Origin of the sequence: Streptomyces fodineus (assembly GCF_001735805.1) — a bacterium.
Taxonomy (GTDB): Bacteria; Actinomycetota; Actinomycetes; order Streptomycetales; family Streptomycetaceae; genus Streptomyces; species Streptomyces fodineus.
In genome coordinates this window covers 4,659,261-4,680,321 of sequence record NZ_CP017248.1, presented here as the reverse complement: position 1 = coordinate 4,680,321, position 21,061 = coordinate 4,659,261, and the positions used below count along the sequence as shown (strand labels likewise).

The following is a 21,061-nucleotide window of genomic DNA, read 5'->3' as shown; positions in this document are numbered from 1 at the left end:
CGGTGATGACGACTCCCGGCCGTTGGCAGGACGACGTGCTGCGTGAGCTGACCGTGGGCTGTGCCGACGAGGCGCGCGAGCAGCGTGCACCGGGTGACGCCCGGCCACCCTTGCCTGTGCGCCTCCCGGACGAGGAGCGTCCCAACCCGGGTCGGCCGTCCCGGGAACAGCACACCACGGGGCCGGTCTCGCGCGGGGACGGGGAGCGGTCCGCCCCGCAGACCCCGGCTCAGGTATCCCCGCGCCCCGCGACAGAGGTTCCACCGGCGCCGCCGGCCCAAGCCCACCCCGGGTCCCCCGCTCCCGGTGTCGAGGCAGTCCCGCAGACCCCGGCGACGCCATCGAACGCCTCCCCCGCCGTACGGCCGCCCCGCCAGGCCCGGCTGCCCATGGCGACGCCCGAGCCGGTGCCGACGCTCGACCCGCGCCTGGCCATCGCGCTCGGCTCGCCCCAGCACGGCGATTCGCTGGTCCGGCGTTCCGGCCGGTCGCTGCGCAAACTGACCTCGTCGGCCGCGCAGGAGGTCGCCGAGGAGAGCCGGCTGGGCAGCATGGTGCAGCAGCCGGTGACGACGGGCCGGGTGATCGCGGTGACGTCGATCCGTGGTGGCGTGGGCAAGACCACGACCGCCGCGCTGCTCTCACGGGCGTTCAGCCATTACCGGCACGACCCCGTGCTCGCTCTGGAGGCGGACGCCGCCCTGGGCACGCTGCCGGTGCGTATGGGCGCTCAGTCCGTACGCTGGTCGTGCGTCGAGCTGTCCCGGATCCTTACTCCTTCGATGCAACTGAACGATGTGACCGGGTACTTGGTGCCGGTGGCGGACGGCGGCTGGCTGCTGCCCGCGAGTCAGGGCCGGGTGGGCGCCCCGCTGGACGTCGCGACCTACCGCACCGTGACGCTCGCGCTGCGGCGTTACTTCGCCGTCACGGTCGTGGACTGCGAGACGTTGCCCGGCGAGGTGGCCCGTACGGCGATGGACACCGCGCACGCGCGTGTGGTTGTCGCACCGCTCACGGCCGAGGGCGTGGGCGGTACCCGGATCGTCCTGGACTGGCTCGGCGGGCTGCCGCATGCCGCGCTCGCCTCCACCGTCGTGGCCCTCACCTCGAACACTCCCGACGCGAACCTCGACCTGAAGGCCGCCACGGCCCATCTGCGGGAAACCGGAGTCACCCTCGTGCATCTGCCCTACGACCGGCATCTGGCCGGTGGCGGACCGATCATGCCCGATCGGCTGGGTGAGGTCACGCGCCGCGCGGCTACCCAGCTCGCCGCCGAGTCCCTGCAGAGGGCGGTGCGGGTTCGGTGACACAGCAACAGGTCCATCGCCCCGCCCGCTCGACGCGTCCGCTGCTCCCGCCGGCGGCCCGTTCGATCGAGCCTCCGCCGAACCTGCCCGAGGGCAAGACCGGCAGCCCAGCAACCGCACTGTTGCCGATGGCCGGCGTCATGAGCTCAGTCGTGATGATGACGGTGGTCCGCTCCAGCCAGTTCGCGGGCCTGGGCGCCGTCGTCCTCGTCATCGCGCTGCTCGGTGCGGTCGCTCTGTTCCTGTCGCAGCGCGGCAAGGCACAGCGCCAGCGGCGCGTTCAGCGTGAGCGGTACCTGGAGTACCTGGAGGAGCTGCGTGCGGAGTTGGGCGCGGCCGAGCGCGAGCGTCGTCGTGCCGCTCGGCTGCTGCACCCCGCGCCCATGGCCCTGTACGACGTCCTGCGTGATCCCGCACGGCTGTGGGAGCGGCGTCGCACGGACGCGGACTTCCTGCACGTGCGGGTGGGTGTCGGTGACGTACCCGTGCAGGAGCTGACCATCGGCCAGCAGGCAGTCGGGGGCGTGCTCACCCCGCCCGACCCGTTCATGCTGAACGAGGCACGCGCCCTGCAGGCCCGCTACACCACCGTGTCCGACCACCCGCTGACCGTGCCACTGGACCGGGCAGGCAACGTCAGCATCGTCGGCGACCGCGCCGGGGTGTTGCGCGTCGCCCGGTCCCTGCTTGTGCAGGCCGCCGTGACCCACGCACCGGACGACGTCGCCCTCGCGCTCGCCGCCCCCGGGGACCGTATCGAGGAGTGGGAGTGGGCGAAGTGGCTCCCGCACGTCCTCGACCCGCAAAGCCATGACGGCGCCCTCGCCGCGCGCCGTATCGCCCCCGGCATGGCTCAGCTGGCCCAGGTGATCGGCACGGACCTGGGGCGGCGCGCCTCATACGCGGCCGAAGTGCGCCGCGGGCTGTCCGACAACAAGGCGCTCGCCCTGACCGACCGGCTGCTGGTCCTCAGCGACGCGTACGGGGAAAACGCCATCGAGCTACCGCGTCCGGACGCCGCCGTCGCTCTGGACGACATGGGCGTCACGGTTCTGCACCTGCTCGCCGAACAGGTTCACGAGCCTGATCACGTCTCCCTGCGGATCACCGTCGACGGCGACCAGGTCACGGTGGAGGATCTGCGCGGAGAGCAGGTCGTACGGACGGACGGGGTCGTCGACCGCACCGGACTCCCCGAGGCCGAGGGCCTCGCCCGAGCCCTCGCGCCGCTGCGCCTGTCCGCCGAGTCCGCCACCGAGGGCACGCCCGTCTCCGGACCCGTCGACTTCCCGCAGCTGCTCGGCATCGACGACATGGCCGCCCTCGACCCAGTCCGGACGTGGGCGCCGCGCGGGGAGCGGGACTTCCTGCGGGTGCCGATCGGCCTGGACGACCGGCATGAGCCGGTGCTGCTCGACCTGAAGGAGTCTGCCGAACTCGGCATGGGCCCGCATGGGCTGTGCGTCGGCGCGACCGGCTCCGGCAAGAGCGAACTGCTGCGCACCCTCGTACTGGCCCTGGTGACGACGCACGCGCCGGACGATCTGGCGATGGTCCTCGTCGACTACAAGGGCGGTGCCACGTTCGCCCCGTTCGCCGGTCTGCCGCACGTGGCGGGAGTGATCACGAACCTGGAGAACCAGGCGGGACTGGTCGAGCGCGTGCACACCTCGCTGGCTGGTGAGATCAAGCGCCGTCAGCAGGTCCTCAAGGACGCGGGCAACGTCGCCGACATCGGGCACTACCGCACCCTGCGCGCCACGGCCCGGCCCGGCCTCGAACCGCTGCCGCATCTGTTCGTCGTCATCGACGAGTTCGGCGAACTCCTCACCGCGAAACCGGACTTCATCGACCTGTTCCTGTCGATCGGCCGCATCGGCCGCTCCATCGGTGTCCACCTGCTGCTGTCCAGCCAGCGCATCGAGGGCGGCAAGCTCAAAGGGCTGGAGACGTATCTGTCGTACCGGCTCGGTCTGCGCACCTTCTCGGCGGACGAGTCACGTACGGTCCTGGACACCACCGACGCCTTCCACCTTCCGCCCCTGCCCGGCTTCGGCTACCTGAAGGTCGACACCTCCACCTACACCCGCTTCAAGGCGGGCTTCGTCTCCGGTGCGTACCGCGGCCCCGTCGTACGCGAGAGCACCACCGACGCCGAACCCCGCGCCTGGACATATCCCGCCTTCAACGCCCCCGCTGCCGCGCCGGGCGAGGACGCGCCGGTGCCGCGTGAGCGCGAGACCGGGCCGACGGTCCTGGGCGTGGCGGTCGGCAGGCTCGCCGACATCGCCGAACCGGTGCGCCGGATCTGGCTGCCGCCGCTGCCCGAAGCGCTCACTCTCGACGTGGCTGCGGGCCCCGTCCGGGTATCCGCCGACGGCCTCCAGCTCGCCAACCCCGGCGGCCCGTTGCAGGTGCCGCTGGGTGTGCTCGACGATCCGGCCCGGCAGTGGCAGGGCCCGTGGGTGCAGGACCTGAACACGGCAGGCGGGCACACTGCCGTCATCGGCGGCCCCGCTTCCGGCAAGACGATCCTGCTGCGCACCCTGGCGCTCTCCCTCGCCCTCACCCACACCCCGCGTGATGTCGCCGTCTACGGCCTGGACCTGGCCGGCGGCGGACTCAGCGCCCTGGCGGACCTGCCGCACGTCGGCGGCATCGCGACCCGCGCCGACCACGAACGCGCCGCCCGCACCGTCGCCGAGGTTCGCGCCATGCTCGCCGAGCGCGAAAAGAGCTTCCGCGAACGGGGCATCGACTCGGTCGACCAGCTGCGGGCTCTGCGCGCACGGGGGGAACTTCCCCAGCTCGGTTCCACCGACGTGGTGCTGCTCATCGACGGCTTCGGTGCTCTGCGCGACGAGTTCGCCCACCTCGACGACGATGTGGCCGACCTCCTCAAACGGGGCAGCGGCTATGGCATCCATGTCGTGGCGGGGATGCTCCGCTGGAACGACGTGCGCATCGCCACCCAGTCCCTGTTCGGCAGCCGCATCGAACTGCGTCTCAACGACCCGGCAGACTCCTCCGTCGACCGCAAGCTCTCCGAGACTCTCTCGGTGGACACTCCCGGCCGGGCTCTGACGGACGGCAAGTTGTTCGCCCAGGTGGCACTTCCTCGCATCGACGCGCACGCCACGACGGACGGCCTCGGCCCGGCCTTGGAGCAGGCGGCGGCCACGCTGCGCGCCGCCTGGCACGGTGAGACCGCCGCGCCCGTGCGGGTGCTGCCGACCAGGCTGCCCGCGCAGCGCCTGCCCTCCACCGTGGCGGAACCGCACGCGATCCCGATCGGGGTCGACCAGGAGACCCTCTCCGCGACCGTCCTGGACCTGTTCGGCGCCGACCAGCACCTGCTGGTCCTCGGCGACAACGAGTGCGGCAAGACCAACCTGCTCAGGCTCGTCTCCCACTCCCTCATCGACCGCTACGACAAGGACGAGCTGGTCTTCGGCGTGTTCGATCCGCGGCGCGGCCTGCGGGGAGTGATCCCGGAGCCGTACCGCGGCGGCTACGCGCACAACACAGCGCTCTCCCAGGCACTCGCCACCGGCATCGCCACCGAGCTGGCAAAACGCCTTCCGGAGGCCCCCGACCCCGACGCCCTGACCGATGAGCCGTCGTTCACCGGCCCGCGGATCGTGATCCTCGTCGACGACTACGACATCCTCACCGCGGCCGACCAGCAGCCCCTCACCCCGTTCCTGCCCTACATCTCCTCCGCCCGCGACATCGGCCTGCACTTCGTCGTCGCCCGCCGGCTCGCCGGGTCCTCCCGCGCCCTGTACGAGCCGTTCCTGACGGCACTGCGCGAGACCGGCGCCACGGCGCTGGTGATGACGGGCGACCGCACCGAAGGCCAGCTCTTCCCCGGCCTGTACGCCTCCGCCCAGCCGCCCGGCCGCGGCACCTTGGTTCGCCGCGGCCGCCGCCACCAACTGATCCAGACGGCCCTCGCACCCGAGACTGAGCCAACGCAGGCCCAGACATGATCAATTGGTGGGTTCGCCGCGCCTTTGGCCAGAAGCGTGTGGCTACTGCAACAACCGATCTGATAGGGATGAATGTCCTGTTGTCAGTGGCGCGTGCGATGCTGAGCAGCGCTGAGGGAACGTATCTGCAGTAGATGCACGGGGGTTGACGTGACGGGGTGGGACATCAGTCCCAGCGGGGTGGAGTCCATTCTGTCCTTGGTGGGGCTTGCGGCCGACGACCTGAGCAAGGACATCAAGGGCTACGGGACGAGCGTCCAGGACGCGGCGCAGTCCGCGGGCACGATCAGCGGCCCGTACTGCGGTGGCCCGCCGGTGGGGCCGGTGGGTGCCGCGGTCGCGAACTTCGTGTCCGATACCGAGAGCTCGATCAAGTTCATGGCGGCCCGTATCAAGAAGACGATGGACGGGACGGTCAAGGCGACCGGTGCCTACATCGATGGTGACCTGGTGATGGCCGCCCGGGCCCAGCGTGAGGCGGCCAAGGCGCCCACCCCGGCCGAGCTTCAGGCCGTGGGTGAGCAGACGAAGCACCACGGGGGCGGGGCGTAGTGGACATGATCGAGCCGGGGGGGATACTCCAATACACCGGCGACTTCGGCGCGTTGTCCAAAGCAGTCACCGAGCTGCGTAAACACGCGATCGGTATACGTAACGCCGGTCAGGGCGTCCACTCTCGCTTCCAGGCGACTGGCGCGTTCTACAAGGCGCCGGAGGCAGACCAGCTCCTCTCCTCCACCCAGCCGGTGATGGACACGGCAGACGAGTTCGCCGGCCACATCGAGTCCCTCTCCGACGCCCTGGACACCTTCGTCGCCGAAGCGAAGCCGTACGCGGACCGCTTGAAGCATCTGAAAGAGAAGGCGATCGCCTTCGTCGACAGCGTCGAGGGCGACGACGGCTGGACCAAGGACCAGCACAAGGTCGACGAGCACAACGCCCTCATGCACGGCGTGGCGGAGGCCGTCGTGGGCTTTCAGAAGGCGGAGCACGACGCGGCGGTCAAGATCGGCGCCATCAGTCCGGCGCTGTGCCGCCCCGTCGGCGACGAGGGCGGCACGTACGGCATCAGTGTGGAAAAGCTCGAGTCCCTGCCCGACCTGCCGTGGGGTACTCCCGTTGCCCGCACCTACGACCGCTGGAGTATGGACTGGTGGGGCCACGGCATCAAGAGCTGGGCCTGGGACGGCATCGTCAAAGACAGCCTCTGGGGCGGCTTCGTCGGCCTGGGCACCTTCGAGGACAACCTCCTCGGCGTCAACGGCTCCGACGCACAGCACCAGACCTGGGACGGCCTCAAACGCACCGTCGTCGGTGCCTACGCCTACGGCATGGACGCGGCCGGCGAGGGCGACCACCTCTCGGACTGGCAGCGCGGCAGCGAGGCGTACGCCAAGGAGTTCGGCAAGCAGTTCATCGCCTACGACGAGTGGCACAAGGACCCGGCTCGGGCCCACGCTGTCACCAGCTTCAACCTCCTCACCGTGTTGGGGGGCGCCGGCGGGGCACTCGCCAGGCTGGGCAAGGGAGCCAGGTTCGTCGAAGCCGCCAGCACTGTGGCCAAGGTCGGAGGTGCCCTGGATCCGATCTCCGGCGCCGCGAAGGCGGCGAGGGCCCTGTCCGATCTCCCGAAGGTCTCCGAGGTGCTGACCAACGTCAGCGAACACCTGCGGCTGCCGAAGACGAGGTTCCCCGAGGGCGCCCTGGACGACCTCAGCAACCGCTACAGGGTCGACAAGCACGGCCAGCTCATTCCGATCAACGCCGACGGCACGCCCAACCTTGCCGAGGCCCCGCACGAGCCTGCCGCGGCTGACCGAGTGTCTCCCGCTGGGCCAGGTGATCGAGAACTTGTTGGCGTCGGAGTCCGCGCGCCCGAAGCCACCTCCCACGCGAGTGGCCACGGCGACCTGCCCGGGTCGTCCCATGGCGCCGCTCACGCAGGAGGCGAAGCCGGACACGGCGCACCCATCGCCTCCCACCAGGCCGGCCACGGGGGTCACAGCGGTTCTGGAACGGGAACGGCACCCGCCACTCACTACGGTGCGAACGGCGGCGGTCATGGGTCCGGGGGCCACGACGCCGCGAGCCATGGCGGTCACCATGGCCCTGCCAGCTCCGGAACGGGGCACGGCGGCGGTGGAGATCCCCACCACGGTCAGCAGCCGACGGGCCACGTCGAGGAGCCACCCGCCCCCAAGCCGAGCGGTCACATACCCGAGCACACCTTCGAACACGTGCTTAAGGGAGAGCTGAAGTACGGCAAGGACGGTCAGCCCAAGATCGTCGGATACCATTTCCGTCCGGGCGGTCGTGACCCCTACGGTATAAAGGTCCCGAAGATCCTTAAGATAGATCACAAAACAGGGCTGACGCAGGGCAACGTGTGGATGCGTAATCCGCGTAACGGCACCTGGGTGATGAAGCGGGCCAAGACGACCTTCTTCCCGCCGACGTGGACGGAGCGCGAGGTTCGGCGGGCGATGGTCAAGGCGTTCGAGAACAGCGAAGTGGTCGATCCCGAAATGTACAGGTGGCAAGGTGAATACAAGGGGATCACCTTTGAAGGCTATTTCGACCCCGTCACGGGTGACGCGAAGACCGTCTACCCGCTCATGCCCGATTAGGCAGCAGAAGGAGATCAGCGAGTGATCCGCACTCAGTACTATGCGCGGGACGAAAAATTCAGGACACCGCGCTTCACCGGTCCTGCGGAGCTCAAGGTTCTCGGGGCCTGGGTGAGCGGAGACATCCAGCTCTCCCCGCTTGCCATTCTGGAAGCGATCGACCTGGTGCGGCTGGCGCAGTCCGACCCCGGGTTCTCCCCGGAGGAGATGGACGGAAACGCCTACACCGCCACCTTCAGCCCCCAGGGCGTAGCGATCGAAAACCATTTTCTGGAGCACGTGCAGGGTGATTTCCCGCTGGACACAGTATTGGCGGTCCTGCTGGACTTCTGGGACTACTACGTGCTGGGGCGCCCCGAGGAGGTCGTGCCCTACTGGAACGAGTACGTAAAGGAGAACGGGCGAGACCCGCTCGCGGGACTTCGGAACGTTGCCTCGTGATCCGCACCCAGTACTATGTGGAGAGCGAATTCTCGACACCGCACTTCACTGGTCCTTCGGAGCTCAGGGTTCTGGGGCATTGGGTGAGCGACGAAATCGGGCACTACCCGATTGACATTCTTGAAGTGATTGACCTCGTGAGGCGGGCACAGTCCGAGGCCCGTTTCGTCCCGCAAGACTGGAACGGAAACGCCCACGCCGCGACCATCAGTACCCAGGGCGTGGAGGTGGAGAACTACTTCGTGCAGCACCTGCAGGGTGGGTTCCCGCTGGACACAGTATTGGCGGTCCTGCTGGACTTCTGGGACTACTACGTGCTGGGGCGCCCCGAGGAGGTCGGGGACGCCTGGTACGAGTACGTAAGGAAGAACGGGCGGAACCCGCTCGCCGGGCTTCGAGACCTCCCGGTGTGATTGTCAGGAGCGTTCGCTCCGGCTTATTGCGTCCGCCGAGAACAGAAAGCAGCACATGCCCCAGGACGTCATCGCCCTCACCCCGCAGATGCCGGACATCAAGACGCTGCTGGCCGCACTGCACGCCGGCGGCCCGGACCTGCGCGTGAACCGGGCAGGTGGGGGATCCGTCGCCCAGTTGCGCACGGACGGCGGAAAGCTCCTGGTCTCCGTGGAGGCCCCCCGCTACCTGCAGGTGCCGGGCGAGGCGGAGCGGCTGCTGGGGCTTGGGGTTGAGACAGAGGGACCGGTGTGGTGGACCGAGGTGCGGGCGTCCACCGCCATCGCAGAAGCCAGGCTGCTCGCCGGCTCGGTCGCGGGACGGCTGACAACGCTGCTCGGCGGCATCACATGGCCGCCGGAAGCCGCCCATACCGACGTCGTGACCGTCCCGGCCACGGGTGAGGTGACGGTCCCGCCGGCTGACGTGGACGTACTGAGCGATGCGGATGTGCTGACTGACAAGAGCGTCATCGTCATCTACGACCGCCCGGTCGTTGCCGCCACGACATGGCTGACCGAGGCGGTGCGAACGGTGGCGCAGGGCCGACGGGAGCTGTATCTCGTCACCTCCCCCAAGACCCGGCTGAGCCTGCCCACCCGCACCGTGCTGGAGCGCATGCCTGTACGTTGGGTCGTACGCCACCCCGAGAACAGCTACTACGACGGCCTCTCCGGAGCCGTACTACGCTGGCACGACGGACGTTTCGCCCCGGCTGCCGACAACGGTCCCCGGATCGCGGACGCCTTCCAACCCCCGCTTGGCAAGGGCGGCGAACGGCAGTTGCTGCTGTCCATCCGCACCATCCATCCCGCTCAGGAGCACCTGATACTCGGTGGCGCTCTGGAGGATGTCTGGCAGACCCTCACCGGACTGCCGCCGGCCGGATGGGCCACCGCCGAGCCCGTCAACGTCCCTTGGTCGCCAAGGCAACTGACCGACCTGGCCCGCAGCCGCGCCCGCCAGGCCCAGCCCACCTGGGCCGTCGCCGTAGGCACCGCCGACCGCCCTGCGATCGCCACCTTGCGCATCGCTCACACACAAGAGGGCGTAGAGGAGCACATCACCCTGGCTCTTGGCTACGCCGCCGGCGAGCGAGCACCGATCGAGTTACTGCCCCAACTCGCCGAATCCCTTGCGGCCAGGCACAACCTCGCCACCATGATCAGTGAACTCCGTGCGGCGCGCGCGGACCTGACCACTCCGGCCCACTACGAACCACCATCAATCCCGGTCTCTCTTACTCTCGGCCCGGAGGCCGTGGCCGACCTCGGCATCAGCCATGCCCGCAACGCCCTGCCGGACAACCTCCCGACCCAACTCGGCCCGTCCGCTCGCCCCGCCCTGCACTACCCGCTCGGCGACGGCACCGACCCCACGGCCTGGCAACGCCTGCGACACATCAACGAACACCTGAAACGTGGAAGCGGGGCAGCTACCCAACCGTCCTGACGGCCACCGCCCCATCGGCTCCAGTAGCGGCACAGACGCCTGCCCTGTCTTCCCCGGCAAGCGGTACCTGGACTGACAGCTCGACGGCCCTGCTGATCAGGGTGTCGAAGCCGTCCGACCGATCCGGGACGCTGTCGAGCGCCGCGTACGCGGCCTGCTCGCCGACCTTGGCATTCCGGCGGCGAATGACGGCCGTCAGCCTCGCCACTCAGTCACCGAACAGGCTCTCCTGGACGTACTCGACGACATTGGCCTTCGGGCGGAACAGGCCCAGCAGCATGAAGGTCTTGGGGTGGGCCGCGATGTTGCCGACGAAGAAGTGGACGGCGCGGTCGGGAGTGAACATCGACTCGTACCAGCGCTCCCGCAGCTTGTCCTGCACGGCGTGCTCGCCGTACTTGCGCAGGAACTTGCGGTACGACGCGCCGGCCTCCCAGTCCTTCAGGGCCATGTCGTGCGTGGGGCAGCCGTCGTCCGCGCAGCGGAACTTGTAGCGGAATTCCAGAGGCACCCACTCAAGCCGGGCCAGGTCCTGCTCGAAGAGGTCGAGTTGGTCGGCCAGCGCGGCCTTGGACTCGGGCCAGGGCTCTGCCGCCGTCAGCCGGAAGCTGACCTCCGTGGGCCGGAACACGCCGAGTGAGGTCCCGTACTTCTCCTGGTCCCTCTTGATCGCGCACAGGGACGGCGAGACGAGAGGGTCGACGTACTTGTACCGGTGCTTCCAGTCGCCGTCCGCCGGCACCTCGCCCACGATCTTGAGGGTGTCGAGGTCTGGCCGCAGGCTCTCGGGCCGCGAGTCCCGCTTACCGTGCGGCTCGACGTCGACCTCGATGATCGAGTACTTGGAGAACTGAGCCTCCTCCGCGAGGAGCCGAAACGGCACCGGGAAGAGCCGTACGTGCCGTGGTGCGCCCTGGTCCAGCCGTATGCCTGCCACGCAGCTGGTCTCGCGGTACTTGTTGGACAGCTCCGGATACGTCTTGACCGTGATCATGATCGTCGCGCGCTGCCGATTCCCCGATCCCATGGTTGCCCCCTCCACAGATCTCCGCGATCCGATTGGAGGAGAGGCATGCGCCACTGGCAAGGGCGCGTGCAGGGGCGAGGGATGAAGTCAGGCCAGGGGGATCACGGGCACAGCGGCCCGCTCGCGGACCGTCTCCAGGACGACCTGTCGGTGACAGCGGCTCTCGTCCTTCTCGAAGCACAGCACCGCGACCCGGGACTGCTGGGCGTGCTCTGCCAGGCGGCCGAGATCGGCCTGCGCCTCCTCGGACCCCAGCACATCACGGAAGCGGGCCCTGCCCACGTCCAGGCGGCCGTCCCAGAACGGCGCCCGGTTCTCCTTGGGATTCCCCAGGCCACGCAGGTGGGTGTACTCGATGCCGGCCTCGGCGAGCGCCTGCCCGAGGCGGGTCTTGCTGAAGCCCTTCTTGCGGCTGATCGGCGTCAGCCTGACGTCCGCCACTACATCGATACGGCTGTCGAGGAGCGAGGCGACGAACGAGTCGATGTCCCGCCCTTCGTATCCGGCGGACCACAGGCCGGGGGTGACGTGGCTCTCTCGGAACAGATCACCCAAGGAGACCTCAAGAGCCTCTGCGACCGCACCGACGGTGAAGAAACCTGGCTGGATCGCTCCCTGGCCCTCCAGCCGGGCCAGCGTCTTAGTGCTGATGCAGGCTTCCTTGGCGAGCCGTTCCCGCGACCACCCACGGGCTTCCCGCAGAGCCCGCACTCGCTGGGCGAGCGCGCGAGCGTGGTCGTGAGGACGCGCTGAGTGATGGCCTGCCATGTGTCGTGATCCTAATGGCGGTTGAGGCGGGCGGGCATGGTGTTCCCGGCCAGTCGCCGGGCCGGATTCGCGAACGCGCAGGTCCGAGTGCCCTCAGCTGCCGGACCCCAAGCAGCCTCACCGGACACTCTCTGGGAGAAACCGACCAAGATCTTCTCCCAGATTTCTCCCAAACGATCTCCAGGAACCACTCAGGGGCCTGATCCACTTGGTGGATCAGGCCCCTGACCTGGTGTTTCTCTGTCGGGGTGGCGGGATTTGAACCCACGACCTCTTCGTCCCGAACGAAGCGCGCTGCCAAGCTGCGCTACACCCCGATGTCGCTGCTTGTCGCGGCGACGACGTTTACTTTAGCCCACCGGTGGCTGTAGACGAAATCCGGTTTAGACGCGGCGGCGGACCGGGGTCGGGCGGGTGTGGTCCAGGGCCACGAGGAGGACGGCCAGGGCGTAGATCGCGAGGCCCAGGAGGAGGGCGTTGGCCAGGGTGCTGCGGTAGCCGTGGGTCGCCGCGTCCAGGAAGGGGTAGAGGTAGCGGGCGGGGTTCGAGGGCGCCAGGACCGTCGCTCGGGTCAGGGTGAAGGCCAGGTAGGCCAGGGGGTAGAGGAGCCACGTGGCCGCCTGGCGCAGGTGCAGCCGGGCCGCGGGCGTGAGCAGCAGCAGGTCCAGCAGGGCCGCCGCCGGTGTCAGCGTGTGCAGGATCTGCAGGGTCGCCCACGAGCCGTGCCAGCGCTGCGGAACCGCAGTCGTGCCGGTCATCGAGAACGGGGGCGTCGTGTGGGCCAGGAGCAGGTGATAGACGAGCGCCGCGACCATGGCGTAGAGAAGTGTGGCGCCTGTCACGGCCGATGGCAGCGGACGGCGGGCCCGCCAGGTCCTCGATGCTGACATGAGCATGACGATGGCCAGCAGGAGGTTGGTCTGGACGCTGAAGTAGCTCAGGGTGCGGGCCGGGGTGCCCAGCAGGAGCTCAAGGGCCACGCCGGCTGCCGCCGCGACGGCGGTCAGAAGGCGGAAGAGCGCGGCCATGGGGCGGCGGACCGGTGCCACCACCGCCGCGGCCGGGACCGGGGAGGGCAACAGCAGGGGCGGGGCCGGCACCGCGGGCAGGTCCGGGATCTCCCTGGGTATCGGGGCGGTCATGCCCTCACGCTAGGAGCGGGGGAGGGGTGGGGCCATGTGGGCTAGCCCAGGTGGGTTACGGCACCGGCCCCTACGGGATCCGTCCCCGGCCCCCGCAGAAGACCCCTACTCCCGCCCCACCAACGTCAACAACGTCGCCTCCGGCGGGCACGCGAACCGCACCGGCGTGTAGCGGTTGGTGCCGCAACCCGCCGAGACGTGGAGGTAGGAGGTGTGGCCGTCCGCCGTGTGGGTGGACAGGCCCTTCACCCGGTCGGTGTCCAGGTCGCAGTTGGTGACCAGCGCGCCGTAGAAGGGGATGCACAGCTGGCCGCCGTGGGTGTGGCCGGCCAGGATCAGGGGGTAGCCGTCCGCCGCGTACGCGTCCAGCACCCGCAGGTACGGCGCGTGGACCACGCCCATCGAGAAGTCGTACGTCCCCGACGGGCCGCCCGCCACCTGGGCGTAGCGGTCGCGCTTGATGTGGGGGTCGTCGAGGCCCGTCAGCTCGATCGAGACGCCCTCGACCTTCAGGACACCCCGCGTGTTCGTCAGGTTCAGCCAGCCCGCCGCGTCGAAGCCGTCGCGCAGGTCCTCCCACGGGTTGTGGACGACGCCCACCGCCGGCGGGTTGCCGTTCAGGCCGTGCCGGCCGCTCGCCTTCTCCAGCAAGTAGCGGGCGGGGTTGCGGAGTCGGGGGCCGTAGTAGTCGTTGGAGCCGAAGACGTACGCACCCGGGAACTCCATCAAGGGCCCCAGCGCGTCCATGACCTCGGGCACGCCCTCGGGGTCCGAGAGGTTGTCGCCCGTGTTGATCACGAAGTCCGGGCGCAGGCCCGCCAGCGACTGCAGCCACCGCTGCTTCTTGCGCTGGCCGCTCACCATGTGGATGTCGGAGACCTGGAGCATGCGCAGGGGGCGCATGCCCGGCGGGAGGACCGGGACCGTCACTCGTCGGAGGCGGAAGGAGCGGGCCTCGAAGCCCGCCGCGTACGCCAGCCCGGCGGCGCCTGCCGCCATGATTCCCAGGGGTACTCCGTATCGCGCGCGCATACGTCCATCGTGTCAGACCCCGGCGGTACGAAAGGACCGGTCGGCCCCCCGGTACGCCTCTCCCGGCCGGTCTCCCACTAAATCAGCGGGCGTTCACACCGGCACACCTGCGACAATCGACCCCATGACCACCACGCTCAAGTCGAAGCTGCAGGACGACCTCAACGCCGCGATCAAGGGGCGCGACGAGCTGCGCTCCTCGACGCTCCGGCTGACGCTCACCGCGATCTCCCAGGAGGAGGTTGCCGGCAAGGAGAAGCGGGAGCTCTCCGACGACGAGATCATCAAGGTGATCACCCGTGAGGCGAAGAAGCGCCGTGAGGCGGCCGAGGCCTTCGCGCAGGGCGGTCGCGCCGAGCAGGCCGAGCGGGAGAAGGCGGAGGGCGAGGTGCTCTCCCGGTACCTGCCCAAGCAGCTGTCCGACGACGAGCTGAACGTGATCGTCGCCCAGGCCGTGGAAGAGGCCAGGGCGGCCGGCGCCGAGGGGCCGCGGGCCATGGGTGCCGTCATGAAGATCGTGAACCCGAAGGTGGCCGGCCAGGCCGAGGGCGGCCGTGTCGCCGCCGCGGTGAAGAAGCTGCTCCAGGGCTGAGGTCCCACCGATCTTCGGGGCCCAGGTTCCAGATCTTCAGGGCCCACGCCCACAGGTCTTCAGAGCTCAACCCGACAGACCTTCATTGCTGAGCCCCCAGACACAAGGAAATACGGCCGCGGGGCCGCACCCTTCAACCGAAGGGTGCGGCCCCGCCGCCGTGCTCGCTCGCGTCAACGCCGCTCGGGGTCAGCCCCGCCGGCCCCCGTTGCCGTTCCCGTTGATTCCGCCGTTCCCCTGCCCCTGGATGAAGTTCCCCGGCAGGGAGATGGTCGGTGCCGGGAAGCCGCCGCCGGTGTCACCCGTGGTGCCGCCGGCCGTCGTTCCCCCGTCCGTCAGGCCGCCGATCAGTCCGCCGATCCCGCCCGTGCTGTCCCCGTTCTTGCCGCCGCCCTTCCCCCCGTGTCCTTTTCCCCGGTCGCCGCCCTTGTTGTTGTCGTCGGGGATGTTGATCAGGTGGAAGTCCTGTGCGGGCTTGCCCTGCAGCGCGCCGGTCATCATGTCGCGCCAGATCGGGCCGGGCACCTCGCCACCGAACACCTTGTCGTGTGGGACGCCGCCGATGGTGATGTTGATCATCTTGCGCTTGTGCTGCGGGTCGCCGACCCAGACCGCGCCCGCCATGTTCGGGGTGTAGCCGACGAACCAGGCGGCGTAACGCTCGTCCGTCGTACCCGTCTTGCCCGCGCTCGGGCGGTCGCCGAGGCCGGCCTCCTGACCCGTACCGTCCTCGACCACGCCCTTGAGGAGCGTGCTGACGGTGTCCGCGGTCTTCTCCGACATCGCGCGCGAGCAGGTCGACTTCGGCACCGGCAGCGACTTCTCCTCGCTGCCGACCTTCTGGGTGATCGACGCGATGGCGACGGGGGTGCAGTACATACCGCGCGAGGCGAAGGTGGCGTATGCGTTCGCCATCGTCAGCGGCGACACCTCCTGGGTGCCGAGCGCGATGGAGGGGGCCTGCTCGATCTTGTGGCCGTCCGCGCGCTGCACACCCATCCTCTGCGCCATGTCGGTGACGGGGCAGATGCCGATGTCGCTGATCAGCTGAACGTAGTAGGTGTTGACCGACTTGGCGGTCGCTTCCTTCATGCGGTACGGGCCGTGCTCGGACGCGTTCTCGTTCGACAGCTTGGCGGGGTTGTTCGGGTCGGTGCGCCAGAGCTTGCCGTCACACGCCTGCACCGGGCTCGGGTACGGCATCTGGTACGGCGAGGAGTACTGCTGCGTCGGGGGCTTGCCGCCCTCGATCGCGGCCGCCGCCACGATCGGCTTGAACGTCGAGCCGGACTGGTAGCCCGCGCCGCCGCCCATGTCCGAGTTGACGGAGAGGTTGATCTGCGTCTCGTCCTTGCCGAAGCCGTACGGGCGGGACTGGCCCATCGCCAGGATCTTGCCGGTGCCGGGCTCGACGATGGTCGCGGCCGTCGCCACCGGGTCGGACTTGTAGACGTGGGTCTTGATGGACGCCTGCACGGATTGCTGTGCCTGCGGGTCGAGCGTCGTACGGATCGTCAGGCCGCCCTGGTTCCACAGCTTGGCCCGGGACTCCTTGGTCTTGCCGAAGACCGGGTCGTTCAGGACGACGTCGCGGACGTAGTCGCAGAAGAAGCCGGCGCCCTTGACCGCGGTGATGCAGCCGTTCTTGGGCTGGCTCGGGTGCAGTCCGAGCGGCGTCTCCTTGGCCTGGTCGGCCTCCTTCTGCGGGATGTCGCCGAGGTCGGCCATCCGCTGGAGCACGGTGTTGCGCCGCTTGGTGGCCTCCGCCTCGTCGTTGACCGGGTCGTAGCGGCTCGGGGACTGCACGATGCCGGCCAGCAGCGCCGCTTCCTGCAGGTTCAGGTCCTTGGCGTGCTTGGAGAAGTAGCGCTGGGAGGCGGCCTCGACGCCGTAGGCCTGCTCGCCGAAGAAGGTGATGTTCAGGTAGTTCTCGAGGATCTTCTTCTTGCCGAGCTTCTCCTCGATCTGGATCGCGTACTTGAGTTCCTTGATCTTGCGGCCGAGGGTCTGCTGGGTGGCCTGGGCGACCTTCGTCGGGTCGTCGCCGGCCTCCTCGATGAAGTAGTTCTTCACCAGCTGCTGGGTGAGCGTGGAGGCGCCCTGCGCGACCCCGCCTTCCTGCGCGTTCTTGTTCAGGGCGCGCAGCACGCCCTTGAGGTCGATGGCGCCGTGCTGGTAGTAGCGCGCGTCCTCGATCGCGACGATCGCCTTCTGCATGTACGGCGAGATGTCCTTGAGGTCCACCACCGTACGGTCGCGTGAGTAGACGTCCGCGATCTGGTTGCCCTGGTTGTCCAGGATCGTCGTGCGCTGACTCAGCTGGGGACTCTTCAGGTTGGCCGGGATCTCGTCGAAGCTCTTGACCGTGCCCTTGGCCGCAAGGCCCAGCGCACCGGCGGCGGGCAGCGCGATGCCCGCCATCACGGCTCCGGCGAGCACACTGACACCGAGGAACTTGGCGGCCTGCTGGATGGGCGACAGACCACCACCCGAGCGCTTCTTTGGCATGGGGGCAGCCTAATCCGTACGTCTGAGCGTTCCGAAGGAGCGACCGCGTCACGGCACGGCAAAGCGGGACGCCTACGTTCCCATTCGCCGGACACGCGCGCAGGCCTTGGCCTAAGCTGCTCTCAACTGTCACAGCAGTTGCGGTCACGTATCCATACGTCCGGCGACCCCGAATCGTTCGGGCGCAGCCCGTTTTCCGCGCGGGGCGTGACCGGCTCCTGAGGGGTACGTGTCCGAAACCGCCTCGTGTGTCACCCGGCGCCCGTTGTGGCGCACCACAGCTGTCCTGGTTTGCCGGGATGGTCGCATATGTCGCCAGCTCACTCCCGCGGGTGATCTGCCGCTTACCCATAGTCCGTTCGGGCCATTCAAGATTGGGCCCGAAGGGGGTGTTGCGCTGTGCCCACCTTCCGTAACGTCCTCAACTGGCGGCGGTGAATATGCCGCTGCCGCCGTGGGGGAGCCTCGATTCGGGAGAGGACGGCGCCGGTATGGGCTGGGTAACCGACTGGAGTGCGCAGGCCGCCTGCCGCACTACCGATCCGGATGAACTGTTCGTTCAGGGAGCAGCGCAGAACAGGGCCAAGGCGGTGTGCACCGGATGCCCGGTACGCACCGAATGTCTGGCCGATGCGCTGGACAACCGCGTGGAGTTCGGCGTGTGGGGAGGCATGACGGAGCGGGAGCGCCGCGCACTGCTGCGCCGACGGCCCACCGTGACCTCCTGGCGCAGGCTGCTGGAGACCGCCCGCTCGGAGTACGAGCGCGGCGTGGGCATCGTGCCCCTCGACAGCGACGAGGTGTACGAGCACTACGCGGCGGTGAGCTGAGGGCGTTCCCTCCGGCACATCCCCGGGGCACATCGCTCCGGCCCGGCACACGCCATGGGCAGCATCGGGCGTGGGTCACGGGAGGCAGGGCCGGGCACAGGCCCGGGGGCACGCCGAGTGGGTACACGCCCGGGGTACGGGAAGCGACGGGGTACGGGAAGCGCCGATCGGGCCTGGGCCTGGGGAAGCCACGATCGGCCTCGCGGCCCCGTGTGCGGGGATGGCCGGCCTTGCGGCCTGGCCTGCGGAGAGGGTCTGCTGTCAGCGACGGGGCCGGGGCGGCCTCGGCGGCGAGCCCCTTGCATGCTCACCGCGAGGTTCCTGGCAGGTGAGGTGTGTGCCTGCGAACACCCTCGCGTCAGGGCAGGGTGCGGCGTACACCGTCCGCCCTGTGGTCACCAACGCGCCCACGACTGCCGGCAACGGCCGGGCCTGCGCGTACCGCCAGGGCTCCTGGCCGTGCATGTCCGCGGCTACGACAGCCCCGTGGGACCTGTCGTGCCCGCTGCCAGCCGGGTGCCGATGTCGCGCAGGCCTGCGAGGTCGTGGACGTCGCCGGGCAGTGCGGCTACCTCGACCACCGCCACCTCGGGGTGGCGGGCGGTGAAACGGTCACGCGTGCGCTGTTCGCGCGCGAGCAGGTGCATACGATCGGCGTGCAGTCGCAGCAGCCCCGCGGCGAGCCGGTCGACAGAACGCTCCGTGTCGGCGGGGGAGCCTTCCTCGGAAGCAGGGGCGTCGGTAGCGGCCTCGGATGCGGAAGATCGCGAACTGCCGTATGGGTCGGGAGAGTTACGAAGTCCAGCTTTCCCGTCCCCCTGATCCACAATGCGGGGGTCCTCAAGATTTTCGGCGGCGGCGAGCGCCCGCTCGGCCGACAGCCGGCCGGCGCCGCTGCCATGGACCCGGTTCAGCACCAGGCCGACCAGCGGCATCTTCTCCGCGGCCAGCCGCTCCACGAAGTACGCCGCCTCGCGCAGCGCGTCCCGCTCCGGGGCCGCGACCACCAAAAACGCCGTGCCGGGTGCCTGGAGCAGCTTGTACGTGGCGTCCGCGCGCGTACGGAACCCGCCGAAGGTGGTGTCCATCGCGGCCACGAACGTCTGCACGTCCTTCAGCAGCTGACCGCCCAGCAGCTTGCCCAGTGTGCCGGTCATCATCGACATGCCGACGTTGAGGAACGCCATGCCCGCGCGTCCGCCCAGCTTGGCGGGGGCGGTGAGGAGGCGGATGAGACGGCCGTCCAGGAAGGAGCCCAGGCGCTTGGGCGCGTCGAGGAAGTCCAGCGCCGAGCGGGAGGGCGGGGTGTCGACGACGATCAGGTCCCACTCGTCCTTCGCGCGCAGCTGGCCGAGCTTCTCCATCGCCATGTACTCCTGCGTGCCCGCGAAGCCCGCCGAAAGCGACTGGTAGAAGGGGTTCGCCAGGATCGTGGCCGCCCGCTCGCGGTCCGCGTGCGCCTCCACGACCTCGTCGAAGGTGCGCTTCATGTCGAGCATCATGGCGTGCAGTTCGCCCTCGCCCTCGGTGCCCTTCACCCGCCGGGGCACGTTGTCGAGGGAGTCGATGCCCATCGACTGGGCCAGCCGCCGGGCCGGGTCGATGGTGAGCACGACCACCTTGCGGCCCCGCTCGGCCGCCCTGAGGCCGAGGGCCGCCGCGGTCGTCGTCTTGCCGACCCCGCCCGAGCCGCAGCACACCACGATCCGGGTCTTCGGGTCGTCCAGCAGCGGGTCGATGTCCAGCACGCGCGCGGGGGAGAGACCGTGGGCCTTCTCGGGGCCCTCGGCCGTCTCGGGTGCCTCGGCCGGGTCCGGACTCATGTCAACCCCTGTTCCCGCAGCTCGGTGGCGAGTTCGTACAGACCCGCCAGGTCCATGCCCTCGGTGAGCAGCGGCAGTTCGCCCAGCGGCAGGCCCAGCTCGGCGAGGACCGCGCGCTGCTCCTGCTCCAGCGCGTACCGCTCGGCGTACTCCGCCGCCTGGTCCAGCAGCGGGTCCACCAGCTTCTCCGCGTTGCCGCCGCGCCGGGCCCCGCCCAGTCCGGCCGCCGACAACGCCTGTGCGACAGAGGAACGCTCCACGGTCCGTACGAGTTCCAGGTCCGCCTCGTCCAACACCTCCGGCCGGACCATGTTCACGATGACCCGGCCCACCGGCAGCCGGGCCGCGCGCAGTTCGGCGATGCCGTCGGCGGTCTCCTGGACCGGCATCTCCTCCAGCAGCGTCACCAGGTGCACCGCCGTCTCCGGCGACTTCAGCACCCGCATCACCGCCTGCGCCTGATTGTGTATCGGGCCGATCTTGGCCAGGCCCGCCACCTCGTCGTTCACATTCAGAAAGCGGGTGATGCGGCCGGTCGGCGGGGCGTCCATGACGACGTAGTCGTACGCGAACCGTCCGCTCTTGTCCTTGCGGCGCACGGCCTCGCACGCCTTGCCGGTCAGCAGCACGTCCCGGATGCCCGGCGCGACGGTGGTGGCGAAGTCGATCGCGCCGAGCTTCTTGAGGGCCCGGCCCGCGCCGCCCAGCTTGTAGAACATCTGGAGGTAGTCCAGAAGGGCCAGTTCGGCGTCTATGGCGAGGGCGTACACCTCGCCGCCCCCGGGAGCGACCGCGATCTTTCGCTCCTCATACGGCAACGCCTCCGTCTCGAAGAGCTGGGCGATGCCCTGCCGGCCCTCGACCTCCACGAGAAGCGTCCGCTTCCCCTCGGTCGCGAGGGCCAGCGCCAGTGCGGCGGCGACCGTCGTCTTTCCGGTCCCGCCCTTGCCGCTGACGACCTGGAGCCTGCTCACGCCTTCGAGACTAACCAGTCCGCTCGACACTCACGCGGGAGGCTGTGGATAACGCGGTCACTGTCCCCAAGGTCACAGGTCACCGTC

Annotated in this window: 16 protein-coding genes, 1 tRNA gene and 1 pseudogene; 10 read left to right on the top strand and 8 right to left on the bottom strand. The window is 69.3% G+C overall.

Going from position 1 to position 21,061, the window contains the following annotated elements; all coding sequences use genetic code 11:
- Positions 1–5 precede the first annotated feature (5 nt).
- The 8 genes and pseudogenes from BFF78_RS19680 to BFF78_RS48280 all read left to right on the top strand — a co-directional run.
- A complete protein-coding gene (locus BFF78_RS19680; protein WP_227025874.1) occupies positions 6–1,313 on the top strand; it encodes a nucleotide-binding protein in 1,308 nt (435 codons plus the stop codon).
- Positions 1,310–5,305, top strand: coding sequence for a type VII secretion protein EccCa (gene eccCa / locus BFF78_RS19675; protein WP_069779572.1), 3,996 nt, complete (start codon positions 1,310–1,312; stop codon positions 5,303–5,305). The genes BFF78_RS19680 and eccCa overlap by 4 nt, the downstream gene beginning before the upstream one ends.
- A gap of 150 nt (positions 5,306–5,455) precedes the next feature.
- Positions 5,456–5,857, top strand: coding sequence for a DUF6507 family protein (locus tag BFF78_RS19670; RefSeq protein WP_069779571.1), 402 nt, complete (start codon positions 5,456–5,458; stop codon positions 5,855–5,857).
- A gap of 5 nt (positions 5,858–5,862) precedes the next feature.
- Positions 5,863–7,932 carry an EndoU domain-containing protein gene (locus tag BFF78_RS19665; RefSeq protein WP_227026146.1) on the top strand — a complete coding sequence of 690 codons (2,070 nt, stop codon included), beginning with the start codon at positions 5,863–5,865 and terminating at the stop codon, positions 7,930–7,932.
- Positions 7,933–7,953: 21 nt separating this feature from the next.
- Positions 7,954–8,373, top strand: coding sequence for a hypothetical protein (locus BFF78_RS19660; RefSeq protein ID WP_069779569.1), 420 nt, complete (start codon positions 7,954–7,956; stop codon positions 8,371–8,373).
- Entirely contained in the window at positions 8,370–8,786 is a 417-nt protein-coding gene (locus BFF78_RS19655; RefSeq protein WP_069779568.1) for a hypothetical protein, read from the top strand. Before BFF78_RS19660 ends, BFF78_RS19655 begins: the two co-directional genes overlap by 4 nt.
- A 55-nt stretch (positions 8,787–8,841) precedes the next feature.
- Positions 8,842–10,278, top strand: a complete 1,437-nt coding sequence (locus tag BFF78_RS19650; protein ID WP_069779567.1) for a DUF6177 family protein — start codon at positions 8,842–8,844, stop codon at positions 10,276–10,278.
- A 34-nt stretch (positions 10,279–10,312) separates the two neighbouring features.
- Positions 10,313–10,453 (top strand): annotated as a pseudogene (locus tag BFF78_RS48280) (phosphotyrosine protein phosphatase); the annotation flags it as partial.
- 33 nt (positions 10,454–10,486) lie between these two features.
- On the opposite strand, the gene BFF78_RS19640 reads toward BFF78_RS48280, so the two are convergent.
- The 5 genes from BFF78_RS19640 to BFF78_RS19620 form a co-directional block, all read right to left on the bottom strand.
- Positions 10,487–11,272 (bottom strand): hypothetical protein, encoded by a 786-nt coding sequence (locus tag BFF78_RS19640; RefSeq protein WP_069779565.1) that lies wholly within the window; start codon positions 11,270–11,272, stop codon positions 10,487–10,489.
- A 120-nt stretch (positions 11,273–11,392) separates the two neighbouring features.
- Positions 11,393–12,073, bottom strand: a complete 681-nt coding sequence (locus tag BFF78_RS19635) for a DUF488 family protein, N3 subclade (RefSeq protein WP_069779564.1) — start codon at positions 12,071–12,073, stop codon at positions 11,393–11,395.
- 243 nt (positions 12,074–12,316) lie between these two features.
- Positions 12,317–12,390, bottom strand: a tRNA-Pro gene (locus tag BFF78_RS19630).
- A 66-nt stretch (positions 12,391–12,456) separates the two neighbouring features.
- Positions 12,457–13,215 carry a Pr6Pr family membrane protein gene (locus BFF78_RS19625; protein ID WP_069779563.1) on the bottom strand — a complete coding sequence of 253 codons (759 nt, stop codon included), beginning with the start codon at positions 13,213–13,215 and terminating at the stop codon, positions 12,457–12,459.
- 105 nt (positions 13,216–13,320) lie between these two features.
- On the bottom strand, positions 13,321–14,247 hold the full coding sequence (locus BFF78_RS19620; protein ID WP_069779562.1) for a metallophosphoesterase: 927 nt from the start codon (positions 14,245–14,247) through the stop codon (positions 13,321–13,323).
- A gap of 124 nt (positions 14,248–14,371) precedes the next feature.
- Here BFF78_RS19620 and BFF78_RS19615 point away from each other — a divergent pair, with 124 nt between their 5' ends.
- A complete protein-coding gene (locus BFF78_RS19615; RefSeq protein ID WP_069779561.1) occupies positions 14,372–14,839 on the top strand; it encodes a GatB/YqeY domain-containing protein in 468 nt (155 codons plus the stop codon).
- Between the two features lie 189 nt (positions 14,840–15,028).
- On the opposite strand, the gene BFF78_RS19610 is transcribed toward BFF78_RS19615, so the two are convergent.
- Entirely contained in the window at positions 15,029–17,347 is a 2,319-nt protein-coding gene (locus tag BFF78_RS19610) for a transglycosylase domain-containing protein (protein ID WP_193433499.1), read from the bottom strand.
- Between the two features lie 491 nt (positions 17,348–17,838).
- Here BFF78_RS19610 and wblA point away from each other — a divergent pair, with 491 nt between their 5' ends.
- On the top strand, positions 17,839–18,177 hold the full coding sequence (gene wblA, locus BFF78_RS19605; RefSeq protein ID WP_069779560.1) for a transcriptional regulator WblA: 339 nt from the start codon (positions 17,839–17,841) through the stop codon (positions 18,175–18,177).
- Positions 18,178–18,650: 473 nt separating this feature from the next.
- Here wblA and bagB read toward each other — a convergent pair whose 3' ends face one another.
- Together bagB and bagA are read right to left on the bottom strand one after the other, a co-directional pair.
- Positions 18,651–20,000 carry an ATPase BagB gene (gene bagB, locus BFF78_RS19600; protein WP_069779559.1) on the bottom strand — a complete coding sequence of 450 codons (1,350 nt, stop codon included), beginning with the start codon at positions 19,998–20,000 and terminating at the stop codon, positions 18,651–18,653.
- The gene (gene bagA, locus BFF78_RS19595) at positions 19,997–20,974 is read right to left on the bottom strand and encodes an ATPase BagA (protein WP_069779558.1); all 978 of its coding nucleotides are present in this window, start codon (positions 20,972–20,974) and stop codon (positions 19,997–19,999) included. Before bagA ends, bagB begins: the two co-directional genes overlap by 4 nt.
- Positions 20,975–21,061: the final 87 nt, after the last annotated feature.

What these genes read in the sequence shown, in the direction of transcription:
- BFF78_RS19680 (WP_227025874.1), top strand. Translation starts at nt 6, where the DNA reads ATGACGACTCCCGGCCGTTGGCAGGACGACGTGCTGCGTGAGCTGACC.
- BFF78_RS19665 (WP_227026146.1), top strand. Translation starts at nt 5,863, where the DNA reads ATGATCGAGCCGGGGGGGATACTCCAATACACCGGCGACTTCGGCGCG.
- BFF78_RS19650 (WP_069779567.1), top strand. Translation starts at nt 8,842, where the DNA reads ATGCCCCAGGACGTCATCGCCCTCACCCCGCAGATGCCGGACATCAAG.
- BFF78_RS19640 (WP_069779565.1), bottom strand. Translation starts at nt 11,272, where the DNA reads ATGATCACGGTCAAGACGTATCCGGAGCTGTCCAACAAGTACCGCGAG.
- BFF78_RS19635 (WP_069779564.1), bottom strand. Translation starts at nt 12,073, where the DNA reads ATGGCAGGCCATCACTCAGCGCGTCCTCACGACCACGCTCGCGCGCTC.
- BFF78_RS19625 (WP_069779563.1), bottom strand. Translation starts at nt 13,215, where the DNA reads ATGACCGCCCCGATACCCAGGGAGATCCCGGACCTGCCCGCGGTGCCG.
- BFF78_RS19620 (WP_069779562.1), bottom strand. Translation starts at nt 14,247, where the DNA reads ATGCGCGCGCGATACGGAGTACCCCTGGGAATCATGGCGGCAGGCGCC.
- BFF78_RS19615 (WP_069779561.1), top strand. Translation starts at nt 14,372, where the DNA reads ATGACCACCACGCTCAAGTCGAAGCTGCAGGACGACCTCAACGCCGCG.
- BFF78_RS19610 (WP_193433499.1), bottom strand. Translation starts at nt 17,347, where the DNA reads ATGCCAAAGAAGCGCTCGGGTGGTGGTCTGTCGCCCATCCAGCAGGCC.
- wblA (WP_069779560.1), top strand. Translation starts at nt 17,839, where the DNA reads ATGGGCTGGGTAACCGACTGGAGTGCGCAGGCCGCCTGCCGCACTACC.
- bagB (WP_069779559.1), bottom strand. Translation starts at nt 20,000, where the DNA reads ATGAGTCCGGACCCGGCCGAGGCACCCGAGACGGCCGAGGGCCCCGAG.